This is a genomic window from Stenotrophomonas pavanii (assembly GCF_900101175.1).
Taxonomy (GTDB): Bacteria; Pseudomonadota; Gammaproteobacteria; order Xanthomonadales; family Xanthomonadaceae; genus Stenotrophomonas; species Stenotrophomonas pavanii.
On record NZ_FNFQ01000001.1, the window covers coordinates 348,652 to 367,134 of the forward strand.

The window sequence follows — 18,483 nt, forward strand, 5'->3', positions numbered from 1 at the left end:
CCTGCCAGGAAGCCGAGCATGGCTCGGCTCCATAACCGATCAGGTCCGCGGCAGGGTCACGCCGGTCTGGCCCTGGTACTTGCCGCCTCGATCGCGGTACGAGGTCTCGCAGACGTCATCGGCGGCCGCCTGGAAGAACAGCATCTGCGCCACGCCTTCATTGGCATAGATGCGCGCCGGCAGCGGCGTGGTGTTGCTGAATTCCAGGGTGACGTGGCCTTCCCATTCCGGTTCCAGCGGGGTCACGTTGACGATGATGCCGCAGCGCGCGTAGGTGCTTTTGCCCAGGCACACCACCAGGGTGTCGCGCGGGATGCGGAAGTACTCCACCGTGCGCGCCAGCGCGAAGCTGTTCGGCGGGATGATGCACTCGTCGGCGGTGATGTCGACGAAGCTGCCCGAGTCGAAATGTTTGGGGTCGACAATCGTCGAGTTGATGTTGGTGAACACCTTGAACTCGCGCGAGCAGCGCACGTCGTAGCCATAGCTGGACGTGCCGTAGCTGACGATGCGCTGGCCGTTGGCCTGCTTGACCTGCCCGGCCTCGAACGGCTCGATCATGCCGTGCTGCTCGGACATGCGGCGGATCCAACGGTCACTCTTGATGCTCATGCTTTGTCCTGGGGGTACGAGGGGGCGCGAGGATTCTAGCAGGGGCCCGGCCTCGGCCGACGGCCCCTGCCCCGGCGCTTACAGCAGCGACGACAGGATCGGGATCGAGGCCCGCGGACGCTTGCCGACCTCCTCGATCAGGCGCTGCGCGGCGTGGCGGTAGGCCCGGGCCGGCGCCGAATCCGGCTGGGCCACGGTGATCGGGGTGCCTGCGTCGCCCTGTTCGCGGATGCCGATCTGCAGCGGCAGCGACCCCAGCAGCGGCACGCCGTACTGCGCGGCCATGCGCTCGCCACCACCTTCGCCGAACAGGTGCTCGATGTGCCCGCAGTTGCTGCAGGTGTGCACGGCCATGTTCTCGACGATGCCCAGCACCGGCACCTCGACCTTCTCGAACATCTTCAGCGCCTTCCTGGCGTCCAGCGTGGCGATGTCCTGCGGCGTGGTGACGATCACCGCTCCGGCCAGCGGAATCTTCTGGGTCAGGGTCAGCTGGATGTCACCGGTGCCCGGCGGCAGGTCGATCAGCAGGAAATCCAGGTCATCCCACAGGGTGTCATTGAACAGCTGGGTCATCGCCGAGGTGGCCATTGGCCCACGCCAGATCATCGGCGTGTCCTCTTCGATCAGGTAGCCGATCGACATGGTGTCCACGCCGAACGCGCGCAGCGGCTCGATGCTCTTGTTGTCCGGGCTTTCCGGGCGACCGGACAGGCCCAGCATGGCCGGCACGCTGGGGCCGTAGATGTCTGCGTCGAGCACGCCCACGCGGGCGCCAAGCTGCTGCAGCGCCACGGCCAGGTTCACCGCGGTGGTGGACTTGCCGACGCCGCCCTTGCCCGAACCGACCGCGATGACGTTGCGGATGCGGGCATGCGGCGTAAGTCCCTTCTGGACCTGGCTGGCATGGGGACGGCGGGGGGAACTGTTCACAACGAGCACCGGCAGGGTCAAGGGGATAACCCAACATCATACAAGCTGGATGCAACCTGACTGAAATTCAGGATTGCGACGGATTCGTGCACAGATTGTTAAGTTCATGTTACGTTCGATGAGCACTGTTTTTGAGCTGCGGAGCCCGCTGTTCCGGCCCGCGCGATGGCGCATGCGCAGTGCCGTTTTTGTTTTTGCTCTCCATTGGAACTTCATGAAACACGTCAGCAATACCGCACGTCGCAACACGCTCGCCGTCGCCCTGATTTCCGCTCTGATGGCCGCCGCCCCGGCAATGGCCCAGGACAAGGCGACCAACCTGGACAAGATCACCGTCACCGGTTCGCTGATCCCGCAGACGCAGATCGAAACCCAGACCCCGGTGATGTCCATTACCGCCGAAGACATCCAGACCCGCGGCTTCAGCAGTGTTGCTGAAGTGCTGCAGCAGTCGTCGCTGACCACGGGCGGCCTGCAGGGCGGCCAGACCTCGGGTGCGTTCACCCAGGGCGCCGAAGCGGCCGGCATGTTCGGCCTGAACCCGGGCTACACCAAGTACCTGATCAACGGCCGCCCGATGCTTTCGTATCCGGCGCTGTACAACGGCAGCGAGTCGTTCAACAACATCAGCGGCATTCCGATCGACATCGTCGAACGCATCGAAGTCCTGCCGGGCGGCCAGTCGTCGCTGTATGGCTCGGACGCGATCGCCGGCGTGGTCAACATCATCCTGAAGGAACGCATGGACGGCGGCACGATGTCGATCCGTGGCGGCACCTACACCGAAGGTGGTGGCAGCAACATCCGCTTCAGCGCCGCCAAGGGCTTCAACGCATTCGACGACCGCTTCCACGCGCTGGTCAACGTGCAGATCGAAAACGGCAGCCCGATCTGGGGCTACCAGCGTGACATCACCAAGCAGAACAACCCGGTCGGCTACACCGCGCAGCTGCCGTCGAACGACTTTGCCGTCATCGGCAACGCCGACAACAAGCTGTACATGATGGACCCGACCCGCTGCGGCAACGTCGCAGGCCTGTACGACGGCACCACCACCGTCGGCAAGCGTGCATCGGGCGAATCGTGCGGCTCGGTGTACAGCGCCGGCTACAAGACCCTGAAGAACGGCAAGAACAGCGGCCAGTTCTACTCGTCGATGACCTTCGACGTGAACGACAACTTCCAGCTGTTCGCCGATGTGCTGTACAGCAAGGAGAAGACCGAGTTCACCTCCGGCTCCAGCGCCCTGTGGTGGGGCACCAAGTCGGTGATGGGCGGCTTCTACGACCAGGGCCTGGGCAAGGTCGTGAACCTGCAGCGCGCCTTCGCGCCGGAAGAAATCGGCCCGGGCCACTACAACAACATCCTGAACTCCGATGAGAGCCGTTCCTACCAGGTCACCCTGGGCGGCAAGGGCATGGTCGGCGATTGGGACTACAGCGCCAGCTTCACCCGCGGCGAATACCGCCTGGACCAGAACCGCTTCGCACGCTGGAAGGACAAGATCGAAGGCTTCTTCGGCGACACCGTGCTGGGCCCGCGCCTGGGCACCACCGCTGATGGCTTCGGCATCTACAACCCGGACTACACCGCGTTCTACTCGCCGATCACCCCGGACCAGTTCGCCAGCTTCACCGGCTATGGCACCCATCGCAGCAAGACCTGGCAGAACCTGGGTCGCGTGCAGGTGACCAACGGTTCGCTGTTCTCCCTGCCGGGCGGCGACGCCGGCCTGGCCGTGGTGCTGGAAGGCGGCAGCGAAGGTTGGGACTACTCGCCCGACCAGGCCTTCGTCGATGGCAACGCCTGGGGCGCCACCGCCGTGGCCGGTGCCGGCCACCGCAGCAACTACGCGGTGACCAGCGAACTGCGCATGCCGGTGTTCGAATCGCTGACCATCAGCGCCTCGGGCCGCTACGACGCCTTCAAGATCGCCGACAAGACCGTCGACAAGGCCACCTACAGCATCGGCCTGGAATACCGCCCGGTTGAAAGCCTGCTGCTGCGCGGCAAGTACGGCACCGCATTCCGCGCGCCGACCCTGTCCGACGCCTTCCAGGGCATGAGCGGCTCGTTCGCCTCCGGTCAGAACGACTACTACCGCTGCAGCCAGATGGGTTATGCGCTGCGTGACGAAGCCTGCTCGTTCTACAAGACCACCTCGGTGTACAGCGAAAAGTCCGGCAACCCGGACCTGAAGCCGATCACCGCCGACGTGTGGAGCGCGGGCGTGGTGTGGGCCCCGGTGAGCAACTTCTCGCTGTCGGTCGACTACTACAACTGGAAGATCAAGAACGAGGTCAAGACGCTGAGCACCGACCAGCTGCTGCTGGCCGAGTACCAGTGCCGCAACGGCCTGCCGAACAACACCTCGGCCAGCTGCCAGAACGTGACCGACTGGGTGTCCCGCGACGCCGCTGGCAACCTGACCCGCGTGTACACCCCGAAGCTCAACGTGGCCAGCCAGAACCTGGAAGCGGTGACCGTCGGTGCCAAGTACCAGCAGGACCTGGGCCGCTTCGGTTCGCTGATGTTCTCGGGCAACTACACCAACATGCTGAAGCGTGAAGTGGTGCCGCTGCCGGGCGCGCAGAAGCTGGATCTGCTGAGCGATCCGTACAACATGTGGTACTACGACAACTTCGCCAAGGTGCGCGGCGATGTGTCGGTGGGCTGGGCCATCTCCAAGTTCACCACCACCGTGTACGCCAACTACGTCGGCAGCACCCCGAACTACCTGGCCTACACCGGCCGCAGCTATGACTACGTCCACGCCTCTGGCGCCAAGGCCGGCAAGTGGGGCTCGTACACCACCTACAACATGAGCCTGAACTACCAGGCGCAGGACGATCTGACCCTGTCGCTGATGGTCAACAACGTGTTCAACAAGCTGCCGGAAGGCCAGCGCTACAACTACCCGGGCAACGAATCGACCCCGTTCAACGACGGCTTCTACAGCGTCTACGGCCGTCAGATCTCGGCCCAGGTCAAGTACGACTTCTGATCCCGTCGTATTCCGGACTGCGTGTCTGGACCAGGCCCCGCTTCGGCGGGGCCTTTTTTTTGGCCGGTCGCGCGCGATGCAGCGGAGCACCGCCCGTCGCCGACCACTCCAGCCTGAATGCATGGCTAATGCACCTCACGGAGCGCCGGGGACGGGCCTCACCGCCCCATATGAGAAAAAAACATAAGAAATCAATGACATGGCAAAAGGCTGATACTCAACCCGGGTTTGCCGAATCCGCCATTATGACGAGAGCATGAATGGTTGACAGGCCAAGTTAAGTCTGTGTTAACGTTGGATCGTCGGCTTGTGAAGCCGGTGAAACGTGGGCAATGCCCACCAGGGACGGCGGCGGCTGCGACAGGCGCCGACCGAGGTTTGATTCATCAGGGGATCCACATATGACCATCCGCAAGGCACTCATCCGCCACCCGCTGAGCTTTGCGCTCACCACGGCCCTCCTGGCAACCGGCATCGCCCCCGCGTTCGCCCAGGAAGCCGGCAACGAGGCAGGCGGCAAGAACAGCAGTGCCACCAATCTTGATCGCGTCTCGGTCGTTGGCTCGCGCATCAAGCGCGCCGACGTCGAGGGCCCGGCACCGGTCACGGTGATCACCCGCACGGATATCGACCGTGAAGGTTTCCAGACCGTTGGCGACATGCTGCAGACGTTGACCCAGAACACCACCTCGTCCTTCACCGGCGACCTGGCGGTGACCGGCTTCACTCCGAACGCACAGGTGGTCAACCTCCGCAACCTGGGCCCCGGCTACACGCTGACCCTGGTGAACGGCCGTCGCCCGGCGCAGTACCCGCAGCCGTACAACCGCGACAACAATGTCGCCAACATCAACTCGATCCCGAGCAGCATCGTCGAGCGCGTGGAAGTCCTGACCGGCGGCGCCTCGGCCATTTACGGCTCTGACGCCGTGGCCGGCGTGGTCAACATCGTGCTGCGCGAGCATTACGACGGCAACCTGGTCCGCCTGACCACCGGCACCACCGCAGAAGGCGGCGGCGACACGGTCAACCTGGAACTGACCGGCGGCCGTACCGGCGATCGCTGGAGCGCGGTTTGGGCCCTGCAGTACAGCGATCGCGAGGCTGTCTACGCCAACCAGCGCAAGTTCCTGTCGGATCTGCGTGAGGGCCCGCTGGGTTCGACCGCAACCCCGGGCCTGTCGCTGATCGCGATCCGCGGCCTGGCCTCGGCCAATGGCCGGGTCAACCAGAACGCCTACTATCCGGGCCAGGCCAAGTGCGATGCACTGGGCTTCACCACGGTGACCACCGCCGCCCGTGGCACCTACTGCGGTTCGTACGACAGCAACGCGGCGCGCTCGATCTCCAACCAGCGCCAGTTCTACTCGGCCTACGGCTACGGCACCTTCGACTTCACCGACACCACCCAGGGCTGGGCCAGCGTCAACTATTACACCACCAGCGCCAAGGCCAGCGCCGGCACGGAGTTCTGGGGCACCTCGGGCGACAAGTTCAACATCCTGTCCAATGGCACCACCAGCGCGTACTACTACGATGCCGGCCTGCGCGACATCGTGCAGTTGCAGCGTGTCTTCACCGCCGCCGAACTGGGTGGCAATGAAGCGGCCAGCACCAAGTACGACGAATACACCTACGACTTCGCTGCCGGCGTGCGTGGCACCTTCGCCGACCGCTTCGACTGGGAAGCCACCGGTGGCTACGGCTACTACAACTACAAGATGGACCGCCCGCGCCTGCTCGCGAAGTCGGTGCATGACTACTTCCTGGGACCGGTGCTGGGCTACAGCAACGCCACCGGCACCGGTGCAGGCGTCTACCCGATCCACCGCCTGAACCTGGATCGCTGGTCCTCGCCGATCACCCCGGAGATCTACCAGTCCTTCGCGACCCGCGTGATCAACCGCTCCGAAACCAGCGTGGCGAATGCCGCCTTCAACGTCAGCGGCGACCTGTTCGAACTGCCGGCCGGCGCTGTTGGCTTCGCCAGCGTGCTGGAATGGAACCGCCAGAAGATGGACATGGTGAGCGACCCGCGCACCGACCAGCTGCGTCCGATCGACGGCCAGACCATCTACAACCTCACCAGCTCCGGTGAGACCCACGGCACCCGCGACCGCTACGCCGTCGGCGCCGAGTTCCGCGTGCCGATCTTCAGCAATCTGAGCGTCAACGCTGCGGCGCGCTATGACAAGTACGACGACATCTCGTCGGTTGATGCATCCACCACTTACAACCTCGGCCTGGAATTCCGCCCGTTCAGCAACCTGCTGCTCCGCGGCAGCTATGCCACCAGCTTCCGCGCGCCAGACATGCAGCTGATCTACGCCGGCGGTGCCGCGTCCTACACGACCGAACTGGACGAATACTCCTGCCGCTCCGGTACCGGTCCGGGCGCTGCCCAAGGCCCGCGTACCCGCACCCAGTGCAACACGCCGACGAGTGACCCGACCAAGTACTCGGTGCAGACCCTGGTGGCCGGCAACCCGAACCTGACCGAGGAAAAGGGCAAGTCGTGGGGCGCAGGCTTTGTGTGGGACGTTACGGATGGCATGTCGCTGACGGTCGACTACTACCGCATCCGCCTGGAGGACGCCGCCGCCCAGCTGAGCAACGACTACCTGCTGCGCGCTGAGGCGGCCTGCCGCCTGGGCACCGCCAGCGACGGTCGCGCGGTCCCCAGTGCTTCGGTCTGCCAGAACGTGCTGGGCCTGATCACGCGCACCAACCTGCCCGGCTCGCCGGACGATGGCCGTATCCAGCGCATCAACAACGCCTACATCAACACCGCACTGCAGGACACCAGCGGTATCGATGCAACCTACAAGTACGCGCTGGACACCGACCGCTGGGGCCGTTTCAACGTCGACCTGGGTTACTCGCTGACGCTGACCAACAAGTACAAGCAGACCGCCGACGACGACCTGATCGATTACCGCGACCTGCCGCCGGAGTACTTCAACCCCGAGCGCAGCCGCGCCCGCGGCAGCCTGACCTGGACCAAGGGCGACTGGGCCACCACCGTGTTCGGCACCCGCTACGGCTCGGCCTTCAGCTATGCCGAAGCTGATGGCACCAACAGCGCGGGCGGTGCCTACTCGCGTCGCCTCGCGCCGTACTTCCTGTGGAACCTGAGCGTGGGCAAGAAGTTCGGCGAGAACGTGCTGGCCACCTTCCAGGTCGTCAATGTGTTCGACAACCAGTATCGCAAGGACAACAGCAACACGACGTACCCGTTCTACAACCCGTTCATCGGCGCAGACCCGCTGGGCCGTCGCTTCTACGTGAGCCTGCAGTACAAGTTCTGATCCTCGCTGCATGAGGTAGGAACGCATGGGAAAGCCCGGGTCTGAACCGGGCTTTCCTTTTTTGAACCGGCCGTAGCTACCGCTGGCCAGGACAAGGACCCCTGATCATGAAGAAGACCTCGCTGTTGACGCCGTTGGCCCTGGCGCTCGCCGCCGCCCTCCCCGCTGCCTTGCCGGCCGCCGCTGCGGGCGCGGCGACGCCCTATTCGATCGAAGACTTCGCCAGGCACGCCAGCTACAGCTCGGCCAGAATCTCACCGAGCGGCGCCTACCTGGCTATCAGTGTCGATCTGGGCGACCAGGACGTGCTGACCATCCTGCGCACCAGTGACCTGAAGGTACTCAAGGTCAACCAGCTGCCGGACAAGAAGAGCGTGGGCAGCTTCCACTGGATATCGCCGGAACGGCTGATGTTCAACGCGGTGAAAAAGCAGGGCGGCTACGCCCAGCCCTTCCCCACCGGGGAATGGTTCGCGGTCAACGCCGACGGCAGCCAGGCCCGCCCGGTGATCTTCTACGGCACCCGCGATGCCACCCAGCGCAGCAAGAGCGTGGGCAACGAATCCTATTCGTTGCTGGACACGCTGCGCGGCGATGACCAGAACGTGATCATGCAGGTCCGCTACCCGCGCTCTTCCGAAGGCGCAGGCACCCAGGTGGTGAGCGTGGACACCATCAGCGGCAGGCGCACGCCCTTGGCGCGCGCACCCAAAGAGAACTGCGACATCGCACTGGATGGCGCCAAGGAACCGCGCTTCGCGGTCTGCAGTTCCAGCCGCGATGAGAGCGGCGAATATGATGAGCGCAGCGAGCTGTACCGCCGCGACGGCACCACCTGGACGTTGATCAACGCCTCCAAGTCCGACGGCCAGCATCTGCGCGTGCTGCGCACCAGCGCCGACGGTACCGTCTACGCCGAACAGGATGATGGCAAGGTCCCATCGGCAATCGGCACGCTGGACACCGGCAGTGGCCAGTTCCAGAAGCTGTTCCAGGATCCTGTCAGCGAAGTCTCGCAGATGATGTGGAGCACTGATGACAAGCGCCTGATCGGCGTGGTCAACCAGGCCGGCAGCCCCAAGGTCACCCTGCTGGATGAGGACCACCCCGATGCCGCGCTGTACCAGTCGCTGGCCCAGGCATTTCCCGGGCAGATGGTGCAGTTCTCCAGTTCCACCGAAGATGGCAACCGCATCCTGGTGTCGGTTTACAGCGACACCAATCCAGGGGAGCTGTACCTGTTCGACCGCAAGACCGGCCAGGCCCGTTTCCTGCTGCAGGGCCGCGACTGGCTTGATCCCAAGCGCATGGCCAGCGTCACCCCGTTCACCGTCAAGGCACGGGACGGCCAGCTGCTGCATGGTTACCTGACCGTTCCGCAGGGGGCGCAGGGCAAGCGCCTGCCAATGATCGTCAACCCGCACGGCGGCCCGATCGGCCCGCGCGACAACTGGGGCTTCAATCCCGAGGCGCAGCTGCTGGCGAGCCGTGGCTATGCCGTCCTGCAGGTCAACTTCCGTGGCTCTGGTGGCTATGGCAAGGCCTTCGAGAACGCGGGTCACCGGCAATGGGCCGACGGCATCCAGAACGACATCCTCGATGCCACGCATTGGGCCATCGACCAGGGGGTGGCTGACAAGGACCGCCTGTGCATCTATGGCGGCAGCTTCGGTGGCTACTCTGCACTGATGGCGCCCATCCGCGAGCCAGGCCTGTTCAAGTGTGCTTTCGGCTACGTCGGGGTATACGACGTGGACATGCTGTTCAAGAAGGGCGATATCCCGCAGCGCGAGTCCGGTCAGCGCTATCTGCGCCGCACCCATGGCACCGACGTGGCCGAATGGAACAAGGTCTCGCCCGCCCGCCGGGCCGGTGAGGTCAGGATTCCGGTATTCCTGGCCGCAGGTGCCCGCGACATGCGCGCCGTGCCCGAACAGACCGAGCTGATGGCCAAGGCACTCACCGATGCCGGCAACCCTCCGGAAGGCGTGATCATCCAGTCCGGTGAAATGCATGGCTTCTACGACGTTCCGGCCCGGGTAAATCTGTACTCGAAGATGCTCGACTTCTTCGGCCGGCATATCGGCACGCCCGCACGCTGAACGAACCGGGGCAGCACGCCTGCCCCGTGTTTCCTTTGGCACAATGACCTACGCCGCATGTCCCGAAGCGCGCTCCGCCCGATGATTGGGGGCACGCGGTCCCCTTGCTGCCATCACGGATTGATGAACATGAAACTGCATTGGCTTTCGCCACTCCCTCTCCTGGTCGCGTTGGCCTCGCCGGCCATGCTGGCGGCGGCGCCTCCAGCGCCTTCCACGGCCCCGCTGCCCAGCGATCCAACCGATGATCCGCTGATGATCAGCGCGGGCTTCCTGAACGGTCATCCCGACCTGCGCTTCCGCATGCTGGGCATGGAAAAACAGCGCGCCAACGACCTGCCCGCTGCATTTGCGTTCTTCCAGCGCGCCGGCTTCTACGGGGACAAGGTCTCGCAGGCACGGGTCGCTGAAATGCTGTGGAACGGCACTGGCACGGCGGTCGACCGCCCGCTGGCCTACGTCTGGATGGACCTGGCTGCCGAGCGTGGCTACAAGGGCTTCGTCGAACTGCGCGAACGCTACTGGGCCGCGCTGGATGAACACCAACGCAACCAGGCCATCGGCCAGGGCGAAGCGGTGTATGCACGGTTTGGAGACGCTGCCGCCGAGCCACGCCTCGCATTGGCAATGCGGCGTGAACAGAAGCGCATGACCGGCAGCCGCACCGGCTTTGCGGGCAACGTCAAGATTCTCGTGCCGGGCCCGAATGGCACGACTGAACAGATTGATGGCAGCAAGTTCTACGACACCCGTTACTGGGACCCGCAGCTGTACCGGCAATGGCAGGACAGCATCTGGTCGACACCGCGGGTGGGACGCGTGGAGATTGGCAACGTGGCCCCGGTTTCCACCGAAAACCAGGCGCGTAGCCGAATCCCCGATGTTGCTCCACAGGTTGACGCCCCCGAGCCGGTGACCGGGGACGAACCGCCCCAGCCAACCCCTGGCCTGCGCTGAGGGCGCACCGCGCCCCCCAACGGACCATGCCGATCCTGCCTGCTGGCGACCGACCACCGCCAGGGCAGGCCGGCTTGCCATTGACCATGACCTTCGACACCCTTGCAGGTCTGGCCGGCGGCGTATCGTTCGGCCCACGGTCGCACCTGCGGCCACTCCCTGACTCACTCGGCCCGGAGGCCATTCAAGTGACCCGTACTCCCAAGATCGTGCTGCTGACCCTGGCCGTTTCGGCCGCGCTGGTCGGCTGCGGCAAGACTGAAGCCCCGGCCAAGGACGCCGCCGCCTCCGCCCCGGCCACGGCCGAAGCCACCACCTATAAGCTGGACGAGAGCAAGCTGCCGGCCTACAACGCCTTCCAGCCGAGCGACCTGGACACCACCAAGGACGCCTGCACCGCCTTCGGCGACTACGTCAACAGCAAGTGGCTGGCCGCCAATGAAATCCCGGGCGACCGCACCAGCTGGGGCGCGTTCACCATCCTCGACGAGCGCTCCGTGGCCGTGCAGCACCAGCTGGCCGAACAGGTCGCGCAGGTCAAGAACCCGAACCACATCGAGAAGATCGTCGGCGACCTGTGGGCCACCGGCATGGACGAAGCCAAGATCAACGCACAGGGCATCGAGCCGCTGAAGGCCGACCTGACCGCGATCGACGGCCTGCAGGACAAGGCGGCGATCGCCGACTACCTGCGCACCAGTGCCGCCAAGGGCGACAACCTCCTGTTCGGCTTCGGTGCCGAAGCCGACTTCAAGAATTCGGCCGTGAACATGGCCTACGCGAGCCAGGGCGGCCTCGGCCTGCCGGATACCACCTATTACACCGACGCCAAGAACGCCGACAAGCTGAAGGCCTACCAGGCGCACGTGGCCAAGGTGCTGGAACTGTCCGGCGTCGCCGCTGCCGATGCCGCCAAGCAGGCGGAAGAGGTCGTCAAGTTCGAGACCCGCCTGGCCAAGGCCTCCAAGTCGCGCGTCGAGCTGTCGCGCAATGTCGAGCTGTACTACAACCCGGTCACCCTGGCCGACGCCGACAAGCTGACCCCGAACTTCAGCTGGACCGAATTCTTCAAGTCGCAGGGCGTGGCCGCACCGGAGAAGTTCTCGCTGGCCATGCCGGCCTTCCATGAGGAAGTGAGCAAGGCGCTGGGCGACACCGATCCGTCGGTGTGGCGCGCCTACCTGCGCTTCCACACCGTGGACAGCGCCTCGCCGTACCTGGCCGACGCGTTCGTGCAGGAGAACTACGAGTTCTACGGCAAGACCCTCAACGGCCAGAAGGAACAGAAGCCGCGCTGGAAGCGCGTGCTGGGCACCATCGAGAATGACGCCGGCGAAGCCTTCGGCCAGCTGTACGTGAAGGTGGCCTTCTCGCCGGAAGCCAAGGCGAAGATGGAAGAGCTGGTGAAGAACCTGGCTGCCTCGCTGAAGGACCGCATCCAGGGTCTGAGCTGGATGAGCGAGGAAACCAAGGCCAAGGCCATCGCCAAGTGGGAAACCTTCACCCCGAAGATCGGTTACCCGGACAAGTGGCGTGACTGGTCGGGCCTGCAGACCCAGCGCGACAGCTTCCTGGGCAACGTGCGCGCGGCCAACGAGTTCAACTACAAGTTCAACCTGTCCAAGATCGGCAAGCCGGTGGACAAGACCGAGTGGGGCATGACCCCGCAGACCGTCAACGCCTACTACAACCCGCTGCAGAACGAGATCGTGTTCCCGGCCGCCATCCTGCAGCCGCCGTTCTTCGACCCCAAGGCCGACGACGCGCTGAACTACGGCGGCATCGGTGCGGTGATCGGCCATGAGATGACCCACGGTTACGACGACCAGGGTGCGCGCTTCGGGCCGACCGGCAACATGGAAGACTGGTGGACCCCGGCCGACAAGAAGAACTTCGAAGGCCTGACCGGCAAGCTGGTCAAGCAGTTCGACCAGTACAAGGTCGACGGCCAGGCGGTGAACGGCCACCTGACCCTGGGCGAGAACATCGCCGACCTGGGCGGCCTGGCCACCGCCTACGACGCCCTGCAGAAGGCCACCGCCGGCAAGGAAGATGCCAAGGTCGACGGCTTCACCCGCGACCAGCGCTTCTTCTTCAACTGGGCCACCGTGTGGCGCACCAAGTACACCCCGGAAAACGCCAAGGTCCGCCTGGCCACCGACCCGCACGCCCCGGCGCAGTTCCGCGCCATGGGTGCGCCGTCGAACCTGCCGACCTTCGCTGCCGCGTTCCAGTGCAAGGCCGGTTCGCCGATGGCCCGCACCGGCGAGCAGCAGGTGGTGATCTGGTAAGCCACGGCTGACGCTGCGGCAGACCTGCAAGGGCCCGGGACTTCCCGGGCCTTTGCTTTTTTGCGATGCCCGCCGTCCACGCAAGGCGTGGCACCCCTGCCGACCACGCCGTGACGCGTGCATGTCGCGCGCCTCCCCGCGCCCGGTGGCAGCGCCGCGCGATGCCCGGCAGACGGCGCGTGATGTGTGCATGCCGCGCCCATGCCCGGCTTGCTATAGTGCGCGCGCCCTCAATCCATCACGGATTCGTTCCACATGCCCAATTTCCGTCCGCTTGCCATCGCCCTGGGCATCAGCCTGGCGACCCTGGTCCCGACCCACGATGCGTTTGCTGCCGCCAAGAAGAAGGCCGCTCGCGCCCCGGCCGTCAGCGCCCAGTGCAGCGACTTCTACGACGCCACCAATGCAGGCTGGCTGAAGGCCAACCCGGTGCCGCAGACCGGCGCCACCACCGCGCTCGGCCAGCTGGTCGAGCGCAGCCGCCAGCAGCAGCGTGAACTGCTCGACGCCGCGATGAAGTCGCCGCAGGGCAACGTGCAGAAGCTGCTGGGCGACTTCTGGGCCAGCGGCCTGGACGAGGCAGCGGTGGAAGCAGACGGCTCCAACCCGATCGCGCCGCTGCTGACCCGCATCAACGCCATCAAGAAGGCCAAGGATGTGCCGGCGTCGATCGCCGCGCTGCACCAGGTCGGCATCCCGGTGGCCTTCAACTTCGGCCCGGACGTCGATCTGAAGGCACTCGATCGTCACATCGGCTACTTCATGCAGGGTGGCATGGGCCTGCCGGATCCGGCGTTCTATACCCGCACCGACGCCGACACCGTGGCTCTGATGGGCCGCTACCGGACCTACGTGAAGCAGATCCTGGCACTGACCGGCACGCCGGCGGCCAAGCTCGATGCCGAGTCGCAGTCGGTGATCGCACTGGAGACCGAGCTGGCGCGCAACGCGCAGTCGCTGGCCGGGATCAACAACCCGTTCAACAACTACGCGCCGATCTCCACCAAGGAGCTCAACAGCCGCTACCGCAACCTGCAGCTGGACGCGTTCCTGAAGGCCCAGGGCGTGGACGACGACCTGGTTTCGCTGGCCGACCCGGGCCTGTTCAAGCAGCTCGATGGCATGGTCACCAAGCTCAAGCCGGACCAGTGGAAGGCCTACCTGCGCTGGCGCGTGGGCGACTCGATGGCGCCCTACCTGTCCAAGGCCTACCGCGACGCGGAGTTTGAGTTCCGTGGCCGCGTGCTGCGTGGCGAAACGCTGCCGCCGCAGCGTTGGGAAGATGTGCTGGAGGCGATCAACGTGGCCGCCGGTCCGATGCTCGGCCGCGAATACGCGGCCCGTTACCTGTCGGCCGAAGACCGTCGCCAGGCCGCATGGATCGTCGACAAGGTGCGCGAAGTGCAGATCGAGGCGGTCAAGAACAGCAGCTGGATGAGTGCCGAAGCCAAGACCGAAGCGCAGTCCAAGCTGGCCGCGCTGAAGATCGAGATCGGCACCCCGCTGCGTGATCTCGACTACAGCGTGCAGCCGATGGGCCGCGGTTCGTTCGGCGGCAACATGCTGATCGCGTCGACCTGGCGCCACCGCGAGGAAATGAAGCGCATCGGCAAGGGCAACGCCGACCGCCGCTGGGACGTGCTGCCGCAGCAGCCGTCGCTGGCCTACGATCTGGCGCAGAACCGCCTGATCGTCACCGCTGCGATCCTGCAGGGCCCGGTGTTCAACGCCAAGGCCGATGCCGCCGACAAGTTCGGCAGTTTCGGTGGCCTGGTCGGCCATGAGCTGACCCGTGCGATCGATGCCAAGGGCGCACTGGTCGATGCCAAGGGCGAACTGCGCAGCTGGTGGACGCCGGCCGACAAGACCGCCTGGACCCTGCTCGGCAACCGCGTCGCCGCGCAGTACAGCGCCTACGATTTCCCGGGCGTGAAGGGTGCCAAGGTCAACGGCACGCTCACCCAGGAAGAGAACCTGGCCGACATCGCCGGCCTGGAACTGGCCTGGGCCGCATACACCGCGCAGGAGCCGAAGGCCAAGCCGGCACAGCAGCAGGGCTTCTTCCGCGCCTGGTCGGCGTTGTGGGCGCAGCAGCTGTCGCCGAACGAGGCCGCGCGCCGCTTGACCGCCGACATCCGCGCGCCGGGCCTGTGGCGCAGCAATGGCACGCTGGCCAATCTGCCGGCGTTCGGCGCCACCTTCAGCTGCAAGGCCGGCCAGCCGATGCAGCGCAGCGAAGCCGAGCAGATCAAGGTCTGGCGCTGAGCCTTCAGCGGCCGTGGTAACGCAAAGGGCGCCTTCGGGCGCCCTTTTTTTTGCGGGTGCAGCACGATCCCGGGTTAACACCGGGCATGCTATCGCTGCGGCTTCGTCCATCGCGGAGCCCCGACATGGCACACAAGAACACGATCTGCCTCTGGTACGACAACGACGCGCTCGAGGCCGCCACCTTCTATGCCGGCATCCTGCCCGACAGCGCGGTGACGGCCGTGCATCATGCCCCGGGCGACTACCCGGACGGCGAGGAAGGCGACGTGCTGACCGTTGAATTCACGGTCTGCGGCATCCCCTGCGTCGGGCTCAACGGCGGACCTGCGTTCAAGCACAGCGAAGCGTTCTCGTTCCAGATCCAGACCGACGACCAGGCCGAGACCGACCGCCTCTGGGATGCGATCGTCGGCAATGGCGGACAGGAGAGCCAATGCGGATGGTGCAAGGACCGCTGGGGCATCTCGTGGCAGATCAGCCCACGCGTCCTGATCGAAGCGGTGACCAGCCAGGACAAGGCGCTGGCCAAGCGCGCCTTCAACGCGATGATGCCGATGAAGAAGATCGACATCGCCACCCTCCAGGCCGCCATCCAAAAAGGGGACGGAGGGGATTAAGTCGTTTCTCCCCACCGCTGCTGACCCCGTGCGAATTGCGACTTAATCCCCTCCGTCCCCTTTTTCGAGGTGCTGATGTCCTGGGATGCGATCATCATCGGCGGTGGCCACAATGGCCTGGTCTGCGCGGCCTACCTGGCACGCGCCGGAAAGAAGGTGCGGGTGCTGGAGCGTCGCGGCGTTCTCGGCGGTGCTGCGGTCACCGAGGAGTTTCATCCAGGCTTCCGCAACTCGGTGGCGTCATACACCGTGTCGCTGCTGCAACCGAAAGTGATCGACGACCTGCAGTTGCATGCGCATGGGCTGCGCATCATCAATCGCCCGGCCAACAACTTCCTGCCGTTGCCCGACGACCGCTACCTGCTGTCGGCACCGGGCCGCACCCAGGCCGAAGTCGCCAGATTTTCCGAGCGGGATGCGCAGCGCCTGCCCGCCTACGAAGCGCGCCTGGAGATGTTCGCCGACGTGCTCCGCGCATGGGCCCTGCGTGCACCGCCGGATCTGGGCGTGGCCGGCGGTTGGCGTGCCCTGCCCGCACTGTGGCAGATGGGCCGCCTCGGCCGCGAGCTGGCGGTGCTGGATCCATCGCTGCGGCAGGAACTGCTGGACCTGTTCACGCTGTCGGCGGCCGAGTACCTGGACCGCTGGTTCGAGAGCGAGCCGATCAAGGCCCTGTTCGGCTTCGATGGCATTGTCGGCAACTATGCAAGCCCGTATACACCGGGCAGCGCCTATGTCCTGCTGCACCATGTGTTCGGCCAGTGCAATGGCCTGAAGGGTGCGTGGGGCCATGCGATCGGCGGCATGGGCGCAATCAGCCAGGCCATCGCCGCCGCTGCACGCGCGGCTGGCGCGGAACTGCAGGTGGACGCCGGCGTGCGAGGCGTACTGGTTGAACACGGCAGTGCTGTGGGAGTGGAACTGGCCAACGGTGAAATCCTGCGTGCACGCGCGGTGATCGCCAACGTCAATCCGAAGCTGTTGTACGAGCAGATGCTGGCCCCGGCACAGGTACCGGACGCGACCCGCGAACGCATGGCGAACTGGCGCTGCGGTTCCGGCACGTTCCGGATGAACGTGGCGCTGTCGCGGCTGCCGGACTTCCGCGCCCTGCCCGGCCCCGGCGATCACCTCAGCGCCGGCATCATCATGGCACCCAGCCTGGACTACATGGACCGCGCCTGGCTGGATGCGCGCCGCGACGGCTGGTCGCGCGAACCGATCGTGGAGATGCTGATTCCCAGCACGCTGGACGCTTCGCTGGCGCCGCCCGGCCGGCATGTGGCCAGTTTGTTCTGCCAGCACGTGGCACCGGTGCTGCCCGATGGACGTCACTGGGATGATCACCGCGACACCGTAGCCGATCTGATGATCGCGACCGTCGACCGGTATGCACCGGGCTTCGCCGACAGCGTGCTTGGCCGACAGGTGCTGTCGCCGCTGGACCTGGAACGCACCTTCGGCCTGGTCGGCGGTGACATCTTCCACGGCGCACTGAGCGCCAACCAGCTGTTCTCGGCACGGCCGATGGTCGGCCAGGCCGGCTATCGCGGCGCCCTGCCCGGGCTGTACCTGTGCGGTTCGGGCACACACCCCGGCGATGGCGTCACCGGTGCGCCGGGACACAACGCGGCGCAGGTGGTGCTGCAGGATCTGTAGAGGCGTGCCGACCAACGGTCGGCACCTACAACGTCAAATGATCCTTCCGATCATTTGACGCTGCGCAGATGGTTGGGGCGCTTCGGTGGGCCGGGCGGGCGGCGCTTGAACGGCGGCTGCCCGCGCCAGTAGCGGATCAGCAACCAGCCGAACAGCATGCCGCCCAGGTGCGCGAAGTGGGCCACGCCCGGCTGCCAGCCGGTCATGCCCAGCACCAGTTCGCCCACGCCAAACAGGATCACGAAGGTGCGCGCCTTCATCGGGATCGGCGGGAACAGCAGCATCACCCGCTGGTTCGGGAACAGCATGCCGTAAGCCAGCAGCAGGCCGAACACGCCGCCGGAAGCGCCCAGCACCGTGGCAGGGTTTTCCAGCAGCGTACCCACCAGCAGCTGGCAGACACCGGCACCGGCCACGCAGACCAGGTAGTACAGCAGGAAGCGCTTCTCGCCCCAGGTCTGCTCCAGCGGCGCGCCGAACATGAAGACCGCCAGCATGTTGAAGAACAGGTGGCCGAAGCTGCCATGCAGGAAGCCATAGGTCAGCAGCTGCCACGGCTGGAAGTTGCCGCCGGGGGAGAACGCGTCGAAGCCCTGCTGCAGCGGTTGCAGCATGAACGGCTCGAAGGTCTGCATGCCGAGCAGGAACGGCTGCTGCAGCAGGAACAGGATCGCGTTGGCGATCAGCAGGGCCTTGGTGACGGTTGGCAGTCGCGGGAACATGGGAGCACCG

Annotated in this window: 11 protein-coding genes; 8 read left to right on the top strand and 3 right to left on the bottom strand. The window is 65.4% G+C overall.

Going from position 1 to position 18,483, the window contains the following annotated elements:
- Positions 1 to 39: 39 nt before the first annotated feature.
- A complete protein-coding gene (gene dcd / locus BLS66_RS01715; protein WP_014037995.1) occupies positions 40 to 612 on the bottom strand; it encodes a dCTP deaminase in 573 nt (190 codons plus the stop codon).
- Positions 613 to 690: 78 nt separating this feature from the next.
- Positions 691 to 1,545 (bottom strand): iron-sulfur cluster carrier protein ApbC, encoded by an 855-nt coding sequence (apbC, locus tag BLS66_RS01720; RefSeq protein WP_057493244.1) that lies wholly within the window; start codon positions 1,543 to 1,545, stop codon positions 691 to 693.
- A 214-nt stretch (positions 1,546 to 1,759) separates the two neighbouring features.
- Between apbC and BLS66_RS01725 the strand changes: the two genes are divergently transcribed.
- From BLS66_RS01725 to BLS66_RS01760, 8 genes are all read left to right on the top strand, one after another.
- Entirely contained in the window at positions 1,760 to 4,549 is a 2,790-nt protein-coding gene (locus tag BLS66_RS01725) for a TonB-dependent receptor plug domain-containing protein (RefSeq protein ID WP_074724946.1), read from the top strand.
- 401 nt (positions 4,550 to 4,950) lie between these two features.
- On the top strand, positions 4,951 to 7,857 hold the full coding sequence (locus tag BLS66_RS01730) for a TonB-dependent receptor domain-containing protein (protein ID WP_049470608.1): 2,907 nt from the start codon (positions 4,951 to 4,953) through the stop codon (positions 7,855 to 7,857).
- A 107-nt stretch (positions 7,858 to 7,964) separates the two neighbouring features.
- A complete protein-coding gene (locus BLS66_RS01735) occupies positions 7,965 to 9,959 on the top strand; it encodes an alpha/beta hydrolase family protein (RefSeq protein ID WP_064238945.1) in 1,995 nt (664 codons plus the stop codon).
- 129 nt (positions 9,960 to 10,088) lie between these two features.
- Positions 10,089 to 10,916 carry an SEL1-like repeat protein gene (locus BLS66_RS01740; protein ID WP_057493235.1) on the top strand — a complete coding sequence of 276 codons (828 nt, stop codon included), beginning with the start codon at positions 10,089 to 10,091 and terminating at the stop codon, positions 10,914 to 10,916.
- Between the two features lie 188 nt (positions 10,917 to 11,104).
- A complete protein-coding gene (locus BLS66_RS01745; RefSeq protein WP_049470601.1) occupies positions 11,105 to 13,207 on the top strand; it encodes a M13 family metallopeptidase in 2,103 nt (700 codons plus the stop codon).
- Between the two features lie 255 nt (positions 13,208 to 13,462).
- Positions 13,463 to 15,472: a M13 family metallopeptidase gene (locus tag BLS66_RS01750; RefSeq protein WP_049470597.1), complete on the top strand. Its 2,010-nt coding sequence runs from the start codon at positions 13,463 to 13,465 to the stop codon at positions 15,470 to 15,472.
- Positions 15,473 to 15,597: 125 nt separating this feature from the next.
- Positions 15,598 to 16,092 carry a VOC family protein gene (locus BLS66_RS01755; protein WP_074724948.1) on the top strand — a complete coding sequence of 165 codons (495 nt, stop codon included), beginning with the start codon at positions 15,598 to 15,600 and terminating at the stop codon, positions 16,090 to 16,092.
- A 75-nt stretch (positions 16,093 to 16,167) separates the two neighbouring features.
- Positions 16,168 to 17,751 carry a phytoene desaturase family protein gene (locus BLS66_RS01760; RefSeq protein WP_074725078.1) on the top strand — a complete coding sequence of 528 codons (1,584 nt, stop codon included), beginning with the start codon at positions 16,168 to 16,170 and terminating at the stop codon, positions 17,749 to 17,751.
- 50 nt (positions 17,752 to 17,801) lie between these two features.
- Here the strand turns inward: BLS66_RS01760 and BLS66_RS01765 are convergent, their stop codons facing one another.
- Positions 17,802 to 18,473 (bottom strand): rhomboid family intramembrane serine protease, encoded by a 672-nt coding sequence (locus tag BLS66_RS01765; protein ID WP_014647919.1) that lies wholly within the window; start codon positions 18,471 to 18,473, stop codon positions 17,802 to 17,804.
- Between the last annotated feature and the right edge of the window lie 10 nt (positions 18,474 to 18,483).

Coding starts and splice junctions, on each gene's coding strand:
- dcd (WP_014037995.1), bottom strand. CDS start 612: ATGAGCATCAAGAGTGACCGTTGGATCCGCCGCATGTCCGAGCAGCAC.
- BLS66_RS01725 (WP_074724946.1), top strand. CDS start 1,760: ATGAAACACGTCAGCAATACCGCACGTCGCAACACGCTCGCCGTCGCC.
- BLS66_RS01730 (WP_049470608.1), top strand. CDS start 4,951: ATGACCATCCGCAAGGCACTCATCCGCCACCCGCTGAGCTTTGCGCTC.
- BLS66_RS01735 (WP_064238945.1), top strand. CDS start 7,965: ATGAAGAAGACCTCGCTGTTGACGCCGTTGGCCCTGGCGCTCGCCGCC.
- BLS66_RS01740 (WP_057493235.1), top strand. CDS start 10,089: ATGAAACTGCATTGGCTTTCGCCACTCCCTCTCCTGGTCGCGTTGGCC.
- BLS66_RS01750 (WP_049470597.1), top strand. CDS start 13,463: ATGCCCAATTTCCGTCCGCTTGCCATCGCCCTGGGCATCAGCCTGGCG.
- BLS66_RS01755 (WP_074724948.1), top strand. CDS start 15,598: ATGGCACACAAGAACACGATCTGCCTCTGGTACGACAACGACGCGCTC.
- BLS66_RS01760 (WP_074725078.1), top strand. CDS start 16,168: ATGTCCTGGGATGCGATCATCATCGGCGGTGGCCACAATGGCCTGGTC.
- BLS66_RS01765 (WP_014647919.1), bottom strand. CDS start 18,473: ATGTTCCCGCGACTGCCAACCGTCACCAAGGCCCTGCTGATCGCCAAC.